At 35.5% G+C, this 16,240-nt stretch carries 11 protein-coding genes; 1 reads left to right on the top strand and 10 read right to left on the bottom strand.

Translation table 11 applies throughout. From position 1 onward, the window contains the following. Positions 1-5 precede the first annotated feature (5 nt). From P0R33_RS07900 to dinB, 4 genes are all read right to left on the bottom strand, one after another. Positions 6-632: an alpha-ketoglutarate-dependent dioxygenase AlkB gene (locus P0R33_RS07900; RefSeq protein WP_276174930.1), complete on the bottom strand. Its 627-nt coding sequence runs from the start codon at positions 630-632 to the stop codon at positions 6-8. 45 nt (positions 633-677) lie between these two features. Next, positions 678-2,051 carry an exonuclease domain-containing protein gene (locus P0R33_RS07895; protein ID WP_276174929.1) on the bottom strand — a complete coding sequence of 458 codons (1,374 nt, stop codon included), beginning with the start codon at positions 2,049-2,051 and terminating at the stop codon, positions 678-680. Positions 2,052-2,252: 201 nt separating this feature from the next. After that, positions 2,253-5,306 (bottom strand): DNA polymerase III subunit alpha, encoded by a 3,054-nt coding sequence (dnaE, locus tag P0R33_RS07890; protein ID WP_276174928.1) that lies wholly within the window; start codon positions 5,304-5,306, stop codon positions 2,253-2,255. Then, on the bottom strand, positions 5,306-6,487 hold the full coding sequence (gene dinB, locus P0R33_RS07885; protein WP_276174927.1) for a DNA polymerase IV: 1,182 nt from the start codon (positions 6,485-6,487) through the stop codon (positions 5,306-5,308). Before dinB ends, dnaE begins: the two co-directional genes overlap by 1 nt. Before the next feature lie 87 nt (positions 6,488-6,574). Here dinB and P0R33_RS07880 point away from each other — a divergent pair, with 87 nt between their 5' ends. Next, the gene (locus P0R33_RS07880; RefSeq protein WP_132989572.1) at positions 6,575-7,348 is read left to right on the top strand and encodes a LexA family transcriptional regulator; all 774 of its coding nucleotides are present in this window, start codon (positions 6,575-6,577) and stop codon (positions 7,346-7,348) included. Between the two features lie 242 nt (positions 7,349-7,590). Here the strand turns inward: P0R33_RS07880 and P0R33_RS07875 are convergent, their stop codons facing one another. The 6 genes from P0R33_RS07875 to kdpB form a co-directional block, all read right to left on the bottom strand. Further along, positions 7,591-8,352: a phosphatase PAP2 family protein gene (locus P0R33_RS07875; protein ID WP_276174926.1), complete on the bottom strand. Its 762-nt coding sequence runs from the start codon at positions 8,350-8,352 to the stop codon at positions 7,591-7,593. A 355-nt stretch (positions 8,353-8,707) separates the two neighbouring features. Then, entirely contained in the window at positions 8,708-10,426 is a 1,719-nt protein-coding gene (locus P0R33_RS07870) for an ATP-binding protein (RefSeq protein WP_276174925.1), read from the bottom strand. Between the two features lie 76 nt (positions 10,427-10,502). Further along, a complete protein-coding gene (locus tag P0R33_RS07865) occupies positions 10,503-11,627 on the bottom strand; it encodes a sensor protein KdpD (RefSeq protein WP_276174924.1) in 1,125 nt (374 codons plus the stop codon). Positions 11,628-11,848: 221 nt separating this feature from the next. Next, positions 11,849-12,928 carry a porin gene (locus tag P0R33_RS07860; protein WP_276174923.1) on the bottom strand — a complete coding sequence of 360 codons (1,080 nt, stop codon included), beginning with the start codon at positions 12,926-12,928 and terminating at the stop codon, positions 11,849-11,851. A 440-nt stretch (positions 12,929-13,368) separates the two neighbouring features. Further along, the gene (locus P0R33_RS07855) at positions 13,369-13,920 is read right to left on the bottom strand and encodes a K(+)-transporting ATPase subunit C (RefSeq protein WP_276174922.1); all 552 of its coding nucleotides are present in this window, start codon (positions 13,918-13,920) and stop codon (positions 13,369-13,371) included. A gap of 162 nt (positions 13,921-14,082) precedes the next feature. Further along, positions 14,083-16,140 (bottom strand): potassium-transporting ATPase subunit KdpB, encoded by a 2,058-nt coding sequence (gene kdpB / locus P0R33_RS07850; protein WP_276174921.1) that lies wholly within the window; start codon positions 16,138-16,140, stop codon positions 14,083-14,085. Positions 16,141-16,240: the final 100 nt, after the last annotated feature.

Below are 16,240 nucleotides of genomic sequence, written 5' to 3'. Positions count from 1 at the left end.
ATGACTTACGTATTACGTTGCGTTTGCCTAAAAGTTAAATTTATTCTGGGTAAAACTTTACGTGCCGTTTTAGGAACGTGGTGTTGCCAAAAATTATTTGTAGTTCCCGCCATTAGTAGAAAAGAGCCGTGATGCAACGGTATTTCAACTAGCGGAATGTCTTTTCTAAATTTATGACGAAGCTTAAACATTCGCGTTTCTCCAAAAGTGACAGATGCAATAATGGGATCTTTACCAGACTTGTCTTCTCGATCGCTATGCCAGCCTACGCCATCTTTTCCGTTTCGGTATAAATTTAACAGAAGGCTATTAAAATCAAGCTGAGTTTCTTTCTCAACACGGCTTCTTATCTTTAATAATTCATACGTCCAGTCGGGTCCGTTTGGATCTGCGCCAGGATTATCTTTGTCTTCATACCATGATATCATGCGGGGAACAGTATAAGTTTTATCATAAACTTCCATTTCATATTCTCTCCATTTAGTCTTACGCAGTATTCTTTCATAAAAAGAATCTGATTCTTCTTTGCTGAAAAAATTATCAATCAGAATTAATTCACAGTCAGGAAGATCAAATATTTTTTTGCCTGCGTGTCCAGTCGTAAATAATTCAGTGTCGCTAAATAGTGTCATAATTTTGATTTTTATAGCTCTATTTTTCTCTAATTTGATTTTAGATTAGAAATGATTTTTAAAAAATACTTTTCTAGGGTGTTTTTCTGCATAAGAAAAAATTAACTGCTCTATATATTGATTGCTTTTATAAGGCGTAACATAATTTTTTACGTCTGAAGGTTCATGAATCGAAATGTCAGAAGGAAGATATCCCATGCCATAAAAATGCCCATTTTCTATCCAGACACAGCTGCGTTCTTCTTTTGATTTTCCTTTGTCGATAATAGCAAAAGTTGGTCTGTTGTTTAACAGATAATCAATCGCATTATCAATTTGTGTGTTATGCATTATAACATCGGGCAGACTTTGTACATTATTATTCGGATAAAATTCTCCTTCTTCAGATTTTGAATATTTGCAGAAGCGATGATCAATTTCAAAGCGTTCAGCCAGACTTCTTAACAAATTAATGCCTTCGTACAAACTGCTGAATTCATGAATACAGACTTGAAATTTACTCACTTTTCCGATAGCGAGATATTTATAACCGTTTCGGGCTTCGTATTGATAGATTCCAAATTTGGCTTCAAAACGTTTTAAGGCTCTGTTATAAGTTGGCCATAGTTTCTTGATTTCGGTGCATTCTAGTAAAAGTGCCATTAATTCGGTAGCACAGACCTCAAAAGAGATTCCGTGAATATCTCGTAGAAAATGTTGTCTTTGCGGATTAATATTGTTTCCGCTGAAATGAGAAGCGACACGTTTTTTCAGATTAATCGCTTTTCCAACGTAAATCACTTTTCTTTGTTGATTATAAAAATAATATACTCCAGGTTTATCAGGTAAATTATTAAAATCATCAGGTGGAAGATTTGGAGGTAAACGCTGATCTTGTGCTGTTTTCTTGATCATTTTTTCGATTTCTCCAGCATCGTCCCATTCTAATAAAAGAGAAAATAATAAGGCTGTGGCATCGGCATCTCCGCCAGCGCGGTGTCTGTTTTCTAAAGAAATATTTAAAGAATTGCAAAGATTTCCTAAACTATAAGAACCCAATCCCGGTTTTATTTTTCTGGCAGCACGAACGGTACAAAGTTTTTTTGCCGACCATTTAAAACCAGCTTGTTCCAGTTGATGATGAACGAATGAATAATCAAAGTTAACATTATGCGCCACAAAAATACGATCGGTAAGCATTTCGAGAACTTTCTCTGAAATGTCATCAAAAATTGGCGCATTGGCAACCATCTCGTTATTAATGCCCGTTAATCCAAAAATAGAAGGAGGAATGTCCTGTTCAGGATTTACAAGTGTTTCGTAACGATCCAGTACATTTTTACCATCATGAATAATAATGGCAATTTCTGTAATGCGGCTGCCACTGGCATTTCCGCCTGTGGTTTCAATATCGACTATAGCATATTCCGTATTTTTCATCTTTATATAACGTAAATTCTACTTCTGTTATTTAGTTTTTTAACACATATTAGAGTCTAGCTCAAAAAAGTTTTTTTGTTTTATTCTTTGGTTTTTAATCTCGCAGAGTCGCAGAGTCGCAAAGTTTTATTTAAAAACTTAAAAAGAAAAAACTTTGCGTCTTCGCGCCTTTGCGAGCAATTTTTCGGCGTTTAATAAAAATTAAAACTTCATTCGGTGTCTGGGCAAATTAATCTCATGTTCAGACGGATAAGGTTTTCTGTGCGTAAGGCTTATATCTTCTTTAATTTGGTTTTGTGTTCTGTATTGATCTTTTGAATCCATATAACGTGGATCTGGAATAAAAGGCATTTTTGCCATTTTGATTATCGTAATCGTTGGAAAATGATAATCGACTTCGACATTTCCTAACAAAAGATAACAGCCTCCTCCCTGAAATGGATGTTTAGCAAGGCTATCAGGAAAATGAGCGGTGTCAAAATAAGTGCCTTCATGATCGATCCAAGTTCCAAAATACATAGTGCCTTTTTTAGTTGGAACATGTTTTCTGGAAATCAGATAGGCCAACATTCTGACTTGTTTTTTATGATATTGAACCAAATCTTTCGCCATGACATCTCCACGGTGTTTGGTTTGTAAAAGATCAAAAACAGTACACGAAACGGGGAAACTCAACAATTCAATTTCGTCAAACGCATCTTCAAAAACAGAACGTTCAAGTGTTGGAAGTTTGTATTCTTTAACGGGTTCCTGCAGTAATTTCAAATCTCTGTTTTCAGGTTTAAAATTATTCAATAGCAAACTGGCAGTTACCAAAAGCTGATTTTTTGTTTTTCCTGTAAAACGAAAAGCATCAATAAAAATCAGTGTTTTAACGCCTTCAATTCCAATTGGAATTCGATTGATAAAATCTTCCAGAGAATTGAAATCACCTTTTTTATTTCGGTCTTCTTCAATCAAATGAGCGATTTTAGATTCCAGACTTTGAATGTGCATAAAACCCAAATAAATATCAGTTCCGTACAAAGTAGTCTGATATTCGCTTTTATTTACACACGGATTATGAATCGTTCCGCCAGACATTCGCGCTTCGTGTACATAAACTTCGGTTCTGTAAAATCCACCTTGATTGTTGATTACCGCAGTCATGAATTCAACAGGATAATTAACTTTCAAGTACAAACTTTGATAACTTTCAACCGCATAAGAAGCCGAGTGCGCTTTACAAAAAGAGTATCCTGCAAAAGATTCAATCTGACGATAAATTTCCTGGCTTAATTCTAATGGATGCCCTTTTTGAGCACAGCTGGCAAAGAAATTATCTTTTACTTTTTGAAGCGCTTCTAGAGATCTTCCTTTTCCAGACATGGCACGACGTAGAATATCACCGTCAGGAGCGGGAAGCCCGCCGTAATGCTGGGCAATTTTAATTACATCTTCCTGATAAACCATAATGCCGTAAGTTTCACCAAGATGTTCTCTGAAAACTTCATGAAAATACTCAAACTGAGTTGGATTGTTATGACGGAAAATATACTCTTTCATCATTCCAGATTGTGCAACGCCGGGACGAATAATAGACGACGCGGCGACAAGAATTTTATAATTATCACAATTTAAACGGCGCAGTAAACCACGCATAGCGGGACTTTCGATATAAAAACAGCCAATCGTATGTCCTTTTGCTAAATAAGAATTGCAAACCGCTTCGTCTTTAGAAATGGAAGTATCGCGAATATTAACTTTTATCCCTCGGTTTTTGGCAATTAGTTTTACGCTGTCATCAATATGTCCGATACCACGCTGACTTAGAATATCGAATTTATCAAAACCAATTTCTTCGGCAATGTGCATATCAAAAAGAACAATTGGAAAACCTTTTGGTGGCATTTCCAAAGGCGTATAATTCGTAATCGGTTCTTCAGAAATTAGAATTCCACACGCATGCATGCTTCGTTGATTGGGATATTTTCCCATCATTTGTCCGTATTCCTGAACCAATTTTACAATTTTATTGGTCGGATGAAGTTCTTCCGGATTTTTTGCCAAAAGATCTAATTCTTCTTTTGGAAGACCAAAAACCTTTCCGACTTCCCTAAAAATAGAACGGTATTTAAATTCAACATTGGTTCCGCAGAAAGCAACATGATCACTGCCGTATTTCTCGAATATATATTCTAAAATTGTATTGCGTTCCTGCCAACTCCAATCTATGTCAAAATCGGGTGGCGTTTTACGGTTGAGGTTTAAAAAACGTTCAAAATATAAATCCAGTTCAATAGGACAGATATCGGTAATTCCGAGACAATAGGCAATGATGCTGTTGGCACCGCTTCCGCGACCAATGTGCATGAAGCCTTGACTATTGCTGTATTGAATAATATCCCAGGTAATTAAAAAATAACCGCTGAATTCTAATTCGTCAATAACTTTTAATTCTTTTTCTACGCGAGCTTTTGCTTCAATATTTTCGTTTCCATAACGTTTTTCAAATCCTTCCCAAGCTAATTCAGTAAGTTTTTCTAAATCTTTTTGACGATTTTCAGTATAGAATTTTTTATTTCTTTTAGCTGAAAAATCATATTGAAAATTACAATCGTCAATGATACGTTGTGTATTCAAAATGATTTCAGGATATTTTTCATAAAATGGTAGAATCGATTCTACAGGTTTCATCACATCAGAAACTTTGCAGTAATCTACTTCTGTAAGTTTCGATAAAATAATATTCGTATCAATAGCACGAAGCACTTTATGCAGATTGTATTCTTTTTTATTTCTAAAAGTTACAGGCTGTAAAATCACCATTTTGGAGATTTTATTTTTATGTTTTGAAGTCAAAAGACTTGAAACTTCTTCGGGACGAACTCCGATAAATTCATTTTCAAAAAGTGTTTCAGGAGCGTTTTCTAAAGTATAAATCACAAAAGCCGATTCGAATTTTGGAGCACGCAAAGGCAAAGTTTCATCACTGAAATTATGTTTAGTTAGAAAAACATTCATTTCGGCCAAACCTTCTGCATTTTGCGCCAGTCCAATATATCGGAATTGATGGTTGCATCTAAATTCCATTCCAACCAAAGGCTTAATTTCTTTTTCTTGACATGCTTTTATAAAATCGTAAATTCCGGTAACGGTATTAATATCGGTCAATGCCATTGCTTTTATACCATGCAAAACGGCTTCGGCAATCAAATCCTTAAGCGGAATTGTGCCGTAACGTAATGAATGATAAGAATGACAATTGAGATACATTATTTCTTGCGTTTTAAAATTTCGTCTTTAGTATTCGGTTTAAAATGAGCTCCGGCACAGCGCATTACGGCATCAAAACCATAACGGCTTTTCATTTTATCCATGGCTTCATAAAGTGATAACATTTCCTGAGTATCTTCAAAAAGATCAATTTGATAGGTTCCTCGCACGAGTCCGCTAAAGCGAACGCCAATCAAGCGCAGACGCATACGACGCTGATAGACTTTCTCAAAAAGCTCTATTACATTTTTGGTCAGAATATGATCGGCAGAAGTATAAGCTACTCGGCATTGTTTGGTTTCTGTATCAAAATTGGCGTAACGTATTTTGACTGTAACAGTTGAAGTCAGCCACTGTTCAGCGCGAAGCTGAAAAGCCAGTTTTTCGACCATTCCTAATAATAGTCTTCTCAGTTTTGCAAGATCAATAGTGTCTTGCGAAAAAGTAGTTTCGGTAGAAATTGATTTTCTTTCGCTGTAAGGTTCAACAGGCGTGTGGTCAATTCCATGTGCTTTTTTCCAAAGTTCCAAACCGTTTTTACCAATCATTTGTTGTAAAACTTCGGCAGGCATTTCGGCTAAAGTTTGAATTTTACGAACGCCGATTCGGGACAAAAGCTGAAAAGTAACAGCGCCAACCATCGGGATTTTCTGAATCGAAAGCGGATTTAAAAAATCTTGTACTTTTTGTTCTGGAATTTCAAGATTTCCTACAGGTTTGCCTTCTCCGGTCGCAATTTTAGAAACGGTTTTGTTGATGGATAATGAAAAACTAATAGGAAGTCCTGTTTCTTTAATCACTTTTTGAGCCAGTTCATTGGTCCATTTATAACTGCCATGAAATTTATCCATTCCGGTAATATCCAGATAAAATTCGTCGACACTTGCTTTTTCTAAAACTGGTGCTTTTTCCTGAAGAATTTCTGTAACATCGTGAGATAATTGCGAATACAATTCCATATCACCTTTCATGACTTTTGCGTCTGGACAAAGTTTTAATGCCATACGAATAGGCATCGCAGAACGCACTCCATATTTACGGGCTTCATAAGAGCAAGAAGCAACAACACCGCGGTCTCCGCCACCTATAATAAGCGGAATTCCATTGAGTTCAGAGTTGGTGCGTCTTTCGCAGGATACAAAAAAGGTATCCAAATCCATATGTACAATTGCCCGTGCCATTTTCCTTTGTTTTTGTATGGAACAAAATTAGCACAGGTGATAACAATTTTTTGTATATTTGCTGTTCCAAATTATAACAAATTAATTATGTCCTTATTTTCAGACAACATCAGAGCACTAAGGGTTAAGCATAAAATATCACAAGAAAAATTAGCTGAAAACCTAAGTATTACAAGAGGAAGATACGTGAAATACGAAGACGGAACTTCGGAAGCACCGTATGACATTTTAAAGAAGATTGCATTATATTTTCATATGAGTATCGACTTGATATTATCTGTCGATATACGTAAAATTGATGTGCAAAATTTGATAAAACTAGAAGGCAATCGACTTATTTTACCAATCCAAGTGGATAGTTTTGGAGAAAATTTTATTGAAATTGTATCTCAAAAAGCAAAAGCAGGTTATCTAAACGGATATGCTGATCCAGAATATATTGAAAGTTTACAGCAGATTACACTTCCTTTTTTAGGACCAGGAAAACACCGCGGATTTCCCGTTGAAGGCGATTCAATGCCTCCGCACGAAGATGGTTCGATTATTATTGGTCGTTATGTGGAAAAACTGGGAGAGGTTATGGATGGCAAAACGTATATTCTTATTACTAAAAGTGAAGGAATGGTGTATAAACGTCTCAATAAAAACAAAAAAAATAGTTTGGTTTTAGAATCCGACAACAGTTTTTACCCAAATTATGAAGTGAAAGCTTCTGATATTTTGGAAATTTGGGAATACGAATGTAATATCGGCCGTTCAGACAAAAAACAAGAAACGACGGAAACTGGAGAAATGAAAGATTTGCTTTTAGAATTGAAACGCGAAGTTCGAGAGATTAAGAATAATACTTCGAATACATAAAAAGAGTTTGCCACTCCCGATAGCTATCGGGATTCACAGATTAAAAGGATTATTTTTTTTTCGCCACGAATTGCACAAATTTTCACTAATTTTTTTATTCAAAATATAATCAACATAATTCGTGAAAATTTGTGCAATTCGTGGCAAATAAATCTACACAAAGCGATTAAAAAATCCTTTTAATCTGTGAAATCTGTGGCTTAAAAAACTTTGTGCCTTAGCGCCTTTGTGGCTAAAAAAAACTAAAAGATCTTCGCAAATCCTAATCCATATTGCTGTCCATTATAAAAAGGCATAATCATAGAAGTTGATTTATTTTCTGCTGATGATTTGAATAACTTTTTAGTAATATACGGATTAATCCAATAAGCAATTTTGGTGCTCAAAATCCCAATTCCCGCTCCGGCAGCTACATCTGTCAGCCAATGACGATTATTGTAGATTCTAAAAAGTCCCGTTCCTGTTGCAACGGCGTAGCCTGCAATTCCATACCAAATAGATTTGTCTTTATATTCTTGGTATAAAAATTCGGCACCCATAAATGCAGTTGCAGTATGCCCAGAAGGAAAAGAGTTATTTGAACTTCCGTCTGGCCTTTCTACATGTGAAATCGATTTTAAGCCCAAAACCGTTGAAGCCATTATAGCATACGAAGTCACAAATATTACAGAACGGTCACGCATATTATTCTTGCCTTTTACACCAAAAGCATTCAATGCATAAACCGACGCAGCGGGTGCATATTGAGAGAAATCATCAATGGTAATTTTTTCGTCAATATCTTCGGTAACTTCAGCCTTAATTTGGTGATTGAAACTCAAAAGCTGATCGCTTTCTAAACCAATTACGCCATAACCAATTAAAACGCTCGGAATAATTAATTGTTTGTAATTGAATTTTAAGCGATTAGATGTACTGTCAATTTTTAGAATCGAATCATTTTGCTGTGCATTTGCAGAAAATAATCCGAACAGGAATACGAGGGAAATTGTTTTGCGGAACATTGTTTTTGTCGTTATATTTTGCAATAGTAACGAATGTTCGAGACTAGTATTTTGGTCTTAATTGAACCTTAAGCTAACTTTAATTTGTTGATTTTAAATAAGGTAATTGGATTAAGATTGGCTAAATATTATTTTATTCAGATTGCTGATTTTAAGTAAATAAAGTCCCAGCGGGACGATATATTTATAGAAAATTTATTAGACGCGTTTTTTAAGCCTCAGCGGGGTGAAATATATCGCTCCGCTGGAGCTTATTATCAATGTGAATCAAATTAGCTATAAATATCTCGCTTCTCCGAAGCTCTTTTTAATATTTTTTCTTTTAACAATTCACAATTCACAATTCACAATTTTTCTAAACCTTCAACGAAAACCAAAACGTACTTCCCAATCCCAAATTACTCTCAACGCCAACATTTCCATTTTGTGCTTCAATAAATTCTTTGCTAATAGCTAATCCCAATCCCGTTCCAGATTTTTGACTTCCAGGAACTTGGAAATATTTATCAAAAACCCGGTCTTTGTATCTTGTATCAATTCCTTTTCCGGTATCGATGACCTGAAATACGATTTGGTTATTCTCTTTTTTTAATTTGATGTGAATGATACTTTTTTCAGAAGAATACCGAATCGCATTCGACAAATAATTAATCAAAACCCAACCTGTTTTTTCGCTGTCGGCTTTTACGTCTTCTAGATTTTCATCAGCAACAATAACCAGTTTAATTTGTTTTTGTTCCGCCTGAACTTTTACTGCTTCAACAGCATAATTTACAATTTCGTGCGGATTGCTTTTTTCGATACTCAGCTGAATATTTCCTGTTTCTAATTGAGATAGATTAAGCAATTCACCCGTAATTTTCAATAAGCGCTGACTATCCTCTTTTATACTTTCGACCAATTGTTTCTGGTCGTCGTTCATGTCGCCTGTTTTTTCATTTTCAAGCAATTTCAGACTTAATTTTATTGACGCAATAGGCGTTTTTAATTCGTGTGAAACTGTCGCAATAAAGTTGGTTTTGGCAAAATCCAGTTCTTTAAAAAGCGTAATATTTCTCAGAATAATCACATCACCAATATTAATTTCTTTTTCTTCTCCTGTTGGGATTATAGTAATATTCAGAATTTCTTTTTCAAAATAACTTTCTTTTCCGTGCGCATAAATTTTGAGAGGTTGTTTTTTAGGCGCATCTGATTCATCTTTTAAAATTAAAGAACGAATCAAATCATTCGACAAGGCTAGAGTAGAAGCCGATTTCCCGATAACATCTTCCAGTTTCAGACCAATAATTTTCAACGCTTCATCATTGGCAAACAAAACAATTCCTTCATTGTCCAAACCAATAATTGGATCGTTCATATTATTGATTAAAGTTTCCAGTCGTTTCTTTTCGAAGAATAGTTTGTACAAATTACTGTCGTTATATTCCTGAAGTTTCTGCGCCATTGTATTAAACGATTTTGCCAAATCTCCAAATTCGCTATGACTCGTAAAATGAACACGTTCTGAATAATTTTTATTGGCAATTTCCTTGATACTCAGCGTTAATTCCTTTATTGGATTGGCAATATTATTCGGCAGATTAACTAGCAAATTAAAAGCGATCAAAAAGCATAAACTTCCCACAATGGCAATCCACAAATTAGCATTTTCGGCAGTGAGTTTTGCAATGTCGCTTTTCTGTTTTATCGCATCAAGATTGAGCTTCATAATGACAAAAATATCCTGTCTGATTTTTGCTTTTATGACTTCGTTTGCTCCGTTTTGTTCTAAAAGCGTAAAACTTTTTTCAAGGTTTTCGGTTGCTTCTTTTTCTCCCGGTTCGGTAACATTTTGCGTTTGTTTTTCAAGATATTCCTTGAAAACATGAATCTTGCTATCGGGGCTTGCTTTAATTTCATCCAAAGACAAAATCATATTTCGCGAATATTCCAGCGTATTATAATTCGCTTTCAGAATATTCTCGGTGTCTGCTTTTATCAAAAAAACAGAATAACCGCTAACTAACGAAAGTATAATGATCATTAAAAATAACAATCCAACTCCCAGATTCAATTTGGTTTTAATTCTCATATTTTATTTTTTGTGTGAAATGTTGTTTGTAAAATGTGAAATGAAAAACAACATCTTACATTTCACATAAAACATTTTACGATAATATCACAAGATCAACATTTGACAAGGACAGTTTGTTTAGCAAACGTCTAAAAATTGTTGTAGACAAAATTACTTTAAATAAATTCAAATGCGGTTTTCCAATGCAGACAGTTGTAATTTGTTTTTCTTCTACTGTTGCCAAAATCGCATCGGCAATATTTGAATTTTCCAATTTAATAACCTCCGCGCCTAATTGCACGGCGAGTTTAAAATTATTAATTAAATGTCGCTGTTTGTCCAAAGCAATTTTATTACTACTTTCCTTTGGCGTTTCTACATACAAAACATGCCAAGATCCATTGTAATAACTGGCTAATCTTGCAGCTTTTCTAATTATAATTTTAGCCGTTTTTTCATTACTGCTAATGCAAGCCAACAATTTTTCATGTCGTAAAGCATGAAGATTCGGAACTTCATTTTCAACTTTTCGAACTACCTGACTCGCTACTTCTTTCAAAGCCAATTCCCGAAGTTGTAAAATCTGTTCGGATTTAAAAAAGTTCGTTAATGCCGTCTGAATTTTATCTGGAGTATAAATTTTTCCTTCCTTTAAACGTGCAATCAAATCTTCAGATGTTAAATCGATATTCACGACTTCATCCGCCAATCGTAAAACATTGTCTGGAATACGTTCCTGAACATCAATGTTGGTAATCCGTTTTACATCTTCATTTAAACTCTCAATATGCTGAATATTCACCGCCGAAATCACATTAATTCCCGCTTCCAAAATCTCTAAAACATCCTGCCAGCGTTTTTCATTTTTGCTTCCCTCAACGTTCGTGTGTGCGAGTTCATCAACTATCACAACTTCTGGACGAAGATTAATAATCGCCTGAACATCGAGTTCTTCTAATTCTTTTCCTTTATAAAAAATGGTCCGTCTCGGAATTATAGGCAAGCCTGCTAATAATTCATGCGTTTCCTTCCGCATGTGCGTTTCGATGTAGCCAATTTTTACATCGATTCCGTTTTTTAATAACGAATGCGCTTCCTGAAGCATACGAAAAGTTTTGCCCACACCGGCACTCATTCCAATGTAGATTTTGAACTTTCCCTTTCGTGATTTCTGAATTAAATCGAGAAAGTGCTGTGCGTTATTATTTTCGTTTTCCATAATTTTTGCCACGAAGGCGCTAAGTCACAAAGTTTTTTTTTAAAAGCCACAGATTAGAAGGATTAGAAGGATTATTTTTTTTTAGCCACGAATTACACAAATTTGCACAAATTTTTTTTAATATAATTCGTGAAAATTTGTGTAATTCGTGGCAAATAAATCTACACAAAGAGATTAAAAAATCCCTTTAATCTGTGTAATCTGTGGCAAGAAATATTTTCCTAGAAACTAATCGCCAAGGAAGTCGTTACAAACGTATTCGTATCCGTTGGAACATTATCTTTATTTGTGAAGATTTCGTCTTTACTTGAAAGATTTCTGGCTTCAATTCTAAACATAACATTATCAGTAACTAAGTAATCAAAGTTAGCTGAAAATCCGTAAGTTTTAAAACCATTTGGTGTTTCTGTTGAGATGATTACACCTTTTTCATCACTATAATATTCACCTCGTACCGCAAGATGAATTTTGTCAACTGGTTTGTATTGCAGAATCAAAACTGGCGAAAACCAAGTATCGTATTTATTACTGCTTTTAGCCGATTGTTGAGATCCAACATCAACACCAGCCGTAATATTTGTTTTTTCCGTTACCTTAAATTGTCCGTAGAAATTATTAAAATAACGCCATTTTTTGTCAATATCCGGCTGTTCATTTCCAACATAAGTACTCCAATTCAAAACAACTTTATCAGAAGGTTTGTATGTAACCTGAGTTCCAAAAGCAGGCGTTTGATTGCCTTCTACTTTTTCAATTCTCTGCCAGCCATTCAAGTACATACCCGCCAAATACCATTTCCCAGATTCAGATGTATAACCAATTTTAACTCCCGTTTCATAATAAGGAGAATTCTCAGCCAGAATACTTCTCGTTAAAGTTTGGCAGTCTTTTCCAATCGCACTTTCAAAACCAATATGCGAGGGCATGATTCCCGCATCAATCCATAAATTATGGTTTTTCGAAATCTTTACACCAACATTCGCTTCGTAAACATTTTTCAACAAACCTTGTTCAGCAGACATATTATATTCGGCATAAGTTCCCGCCATCAAGGCAAAATTCCCTCGAATATTTTCTTTCGAATAATTCACTTTCGCCATTCCTAAATTCAGGTTTACCTCGTTGCTTTTATTGTAACTGTAAAAGAAATTTGGCCGAGTATGATTTTCCGGTTTTCCAAAATCATAACTATAATATGCATCTACATATCCTGAAAATGTCAATGGACTTTTAGATTCTTCTTGTGCATGTAAATTGCTATAACCAAAAGCGATTAAAGCAGTAAGTATTATTTTTTTCATTTTTGTGGTATTCTATTATTTATTAGTAGATTTTTTAGGAGCTAATCCCGCTATCCGTTTCAATCTTTTGTGTCTCGTTAAAGAAACGAGACACAAAAGGATTTTCACTACTATCGGGCTAGGGCATTTGGGGTAAAAAAGGCGTTTTTGTATTACAATATTTCCATATCCTAACAGGTTTCCAAAACCTGTTAGGTATTATTGTAAGTTTAGTTTTTCGATTCCTGTTCACCAAAGTTTGTCATTTCGACGAAGGAGAAATCTTCGTAAGTAACCCCGTAAAGTAAATCGAAAATCTTTGTCGAGCTACTCGTGGAGATCCTTCGTTCCTCGGGATGACAAACGATGTGGTTATTCGGTTTATAATACCTAACAGGTTTTGGAAACCTGTTAGGAGAAAAACCTTAGAACCTTAGCGACTCAGAACCTCAGAACCTTTTCTAACGAAGCTGATCCAGCGCCACATTCAATTCCAAAACATTCACTGTTTCAGGGCCAACAACAGCCGTATTAATTTTAGATTCCACCAAAGCTTTTACTTTAGTTTCGTCCAGTTTTCTTTCTTTGGCAATACGCTTAACCTGAATCAAAGCCCCTTGCGGAGAAATATTCGGATCCAAACCACTTCCAGAAGCCGTAACCATATCAGCCGGAATTTCAGATTTTTTCAAGTACGGATGAACCAATAAAAGTGTATCAATTCTTTTTTGAACTAAAGCTAAATAATCGGCATTGCTTGGGCCTTTGTTGCTTCCGGCACTTCCGGCAGCGTTATAATCAACAGCCGAAGGTCTTCCCCAGAAATAATTCGACTTATCGAATTTTTGACCAATTTTTTGGTAACCCACCACTTTTCCGTTAACCGAAATCGTTTCTCCTTTTCCTTGATTTGGAGCAATTTGTGCGATTCCGTAAATCGCAATAGGATAAATAACTGCGAACAAGATTAGAGTAACCGCAGTAAGTTTTATTATAGAAAATAGATTTTTCATTTTTTTGAAGATTCTAAGGGACTAAGTTGCTAAGGTTCTAAGTTTTTTTTTCAGAATTTTAGCAAATCGAAGTCATGTTTTTAATTAGAGTTTTTAAAGATTCCTGTATTTGCGATTCTAAGAGAAAACCTTAGTTCCTTAGAATCCTAGCATCTCAGTATCTTATATAAAAAGTGCTACTAATAAATCAATAACCTTGATTCCGATAAAAGGAACAATCAATCCACCTAAACCATAAATCAAAAGGTTTCTTTTTAAGATGGCACTTGCGCCAATTGGACGATAATCAACCCCCTTCAGCGCAAGCGGAATCAAAATTGGAATAATAACTGCATTGAAAATTACAGCCGATAAAATCGCACTTTCAGGACTATGCAAGTGCATAATATTCAAACCTTGAAGCGCAGGAATCGCAGTAATAAAAAGAGCAGGAACAATAGCAAAATATTTCGCAACGTCATTTGCAATAGAAAAAGTAGTTAAAGTTCCTCGAGTCATTAAAAGCTGTTTTCCAATTTCGACAATCTCGATTAGTTTCGTTGGATCATTGTCAAGATCGACCATGTTTCCGGCTTCTTTTGCCGCTTGAGTTCCGCTGTTCATCGCAACACCCACATTGGCTTGAGCAAGGGCAGGGGCATCATTTGTTCCGTCACCCATCATGGCAACCAATCTTCCTTCAGCCTGTTCTTTTCTAATGTAGTTCATTTTGTCCTCAGGCTTAGCTTCGGCAATAAAATCATCAACACCAGCTGCTTCGGCAATAAATTTGGCAGTAAGTGGATTATCTCCTGTAACCATAACCGTTTTGATACCCATTCTGCGCAAACGCTCAAAACGTTCTTTCATTCCGGTTTTAATAATATCCTGAAGCTCGATAACGCCTTGAATTTCATTGTTTTTAATAACAACCAATGGAGTTCCACCGTTAGATGAAATTGTAATAACTTGTTGTGCAGTATCTTCAGGGAAAGAATTTCCAGCTTGTTGCGCAATATTTCTTGCAGCATCTTGCGCACCTTTACGAATGTTTGTTCCATCTTTTAAAACAACTCCAGAAGTTCTGGTTTCAGCAGTAAATTTGATGGTATGCGCAATATCAGAAGTAGTTTGTAAAAACGAAGCTTTCGTCTCACTTTTTACATCGATCATTTCACTTAGCTCTAAAATACTTTTTCCTTCAGGAGTATCATCAGCAAGCGAACTCAAAACAGCCGATTTAACGAAATCATCAAAAGAGATTCCTTTTGTTGGATAAAAATTGGTTGCTTTTCTGTTTCCGATTGTAATAGTTCCGGTTTTATCCAAAAGTAACACATCAATATCTCCGGCAGTTTCAACCGCTTTACCCGATTTTGTAATGACGTTAGCTCGTAACGCTCTGTCCATTCCCGCAATACCAATCGCAGAAAGCAATCCTCCAATTGTAGTTGGAATCAAACAAACAAACAAAGCAATGAAAGCCGCGATCGTGATGGGTGCGTTGGCATAGTCGGCAAACGGTTTTAGCGTAACGCACACAATCACGAAAATTAAAGTAAATGCGGCTAATAAAATGGTTAAGGCAATTTCGTTTGGTGTTTTCTGACGGCTCGCACCTTCAACTAAAGCAATCATTTTATCTAAAAAGCTTTCGCCAGGTTCAGAAGTTACTTTTACTTTAATTTTGTCAGATAATACTTTTGTTCCTCCGGTAACGGAAGATTTATCTCCGCCGGCTTCGCGGATTACAGGAGCACTTTCTCCGGTAATAGCACTTTCGTCGATTGTAGCCAGACCTTCGATAATTTCACCATCGGCAGCAATTGAATCGCCGGCTTCACAAATGAAAATATCGTCTTTTTTTAATGCCGAAGAACTAATGTTTTTAATTTCTCCGTTTGGAAGAATCTGTCTTGCAGGAGTCTCTTCTCTTGTTTTTCTTAAACTGTCGGCTTGTGCTTTTCCTCTTGCTTCGGCAATGGCTTCGGCGAAATTGGCAAATAAAAGTGTTGCCAATAAAATCAAGAACACAATTAGATTATAGGTAAAACTTCCCTGGTCATTGGCACCCATTAATATCGAAACGCAGACAGCAAACATAATGGCAGTTCCAATTTCTACGGTAAACATTACCGGATTTTTGATCATCATTGTAGGGTTCAGCTTGACAAAAGACTGCACTAAGGCTTCTTTTACCTGTTTACTTTCAAACAATGATGTGGATTTATTAGTTGTCATTTTCTTGTAAAAAGTTAAATGTTATTTGTTAGATGTTATGCGAAAAAAATACATAGATTATAGAACATAGCCAGCGGTTTTAACCGCTGGGACGCAACGT

Source organism: Flavobacterium sp. YJ01, assembly GCF_029320955.1.
In the GTDB taxonomy this organism is placed as follows: domain Bacteria; phylum Bacteroidota; class Bacteroidia; order Flavobacteriales; family Flavobacteriaceae; genus Flavobacterium.
This window is presented reverse-complemented; position numbering and strand designations above follow the sequence as displayed.

Bases quoted from the DNA above. Each gene is read 5' to 3' on its own strand.
- P0R33_RS07900 (WP_276174930.1), bottom strand. From the start codon at position 632: ATGACACTATTTAGCGACACTGAATTATTTACGACTGGACACGCAGGC.
- P0R33_RS07895 (WP_276174929.1), bottom strand. From the start codon at position 2,051: ATGAAAAATACGGAATATGCTATAGTCGATATTGAAACCACAGGCGGA.
- dnaE (WP_276174928.1), bottom strand. From the start codon at position 5,306: ATGTATCTCAATTGTCATTCTTATCATTCATTACGTTACGGCACAATT.
- dinB (WP_276174927.1), bottom strand. From the start codon at position 6,487: ATGGCACGGGCAATTGTACATATGGATTTGGATACCTTTTTTGTATCC.
- P0R33_RS07880 (WP_132989572.1), top strand. From the start codon at position 6,575: ATGTCCTTATTTTCAGACAACATCAGAGCACTAAGGGTTAAGCATAAA.
- P0R33_RS07875 (WP_276174926.1), bottom strand. From the start codon at position 8,352: ATGTTCCGCAAAACAATTTCCCTCGTATTCCTGTTCGGATTATTTTCT.
- P0R33_RS07870 (WP_276174925.1), bottom strand. From the start codon at position 10,426: ATGAGAATTAAAACCAAATTGAATCTGGGAGTTGGATTGTTATTTTTA.
- P0R33_RS07865 (WP_276174924.1), bottom strand. From the start codon at position 11,627: ATGGAAAACGAAAATAATAACGCACAGCACTTTCTCGATTTAATTCAG.
- P0R33_RS07860 (WP_276174923.1), bottom strand. From the start codon at position 12,928: ATGAAAAAAATAATACTTACTGCTTTAATCGCTTTTGGTTATAGCAAT.
- P0R33_RS07855 (WP_276174922.1), bottom strand. From the start codon at position 13,920: ATGAAAAATCTATTTTCTATAATAAAACTTACTGCGGTTACTCTAATC.
- kdpB (WP_276174921.1), bottom strand. From the start codon at position 16,140: ATGACAACTAATAAATCCACATCATTGTTTGAAAGTAAACAGGTAAAA.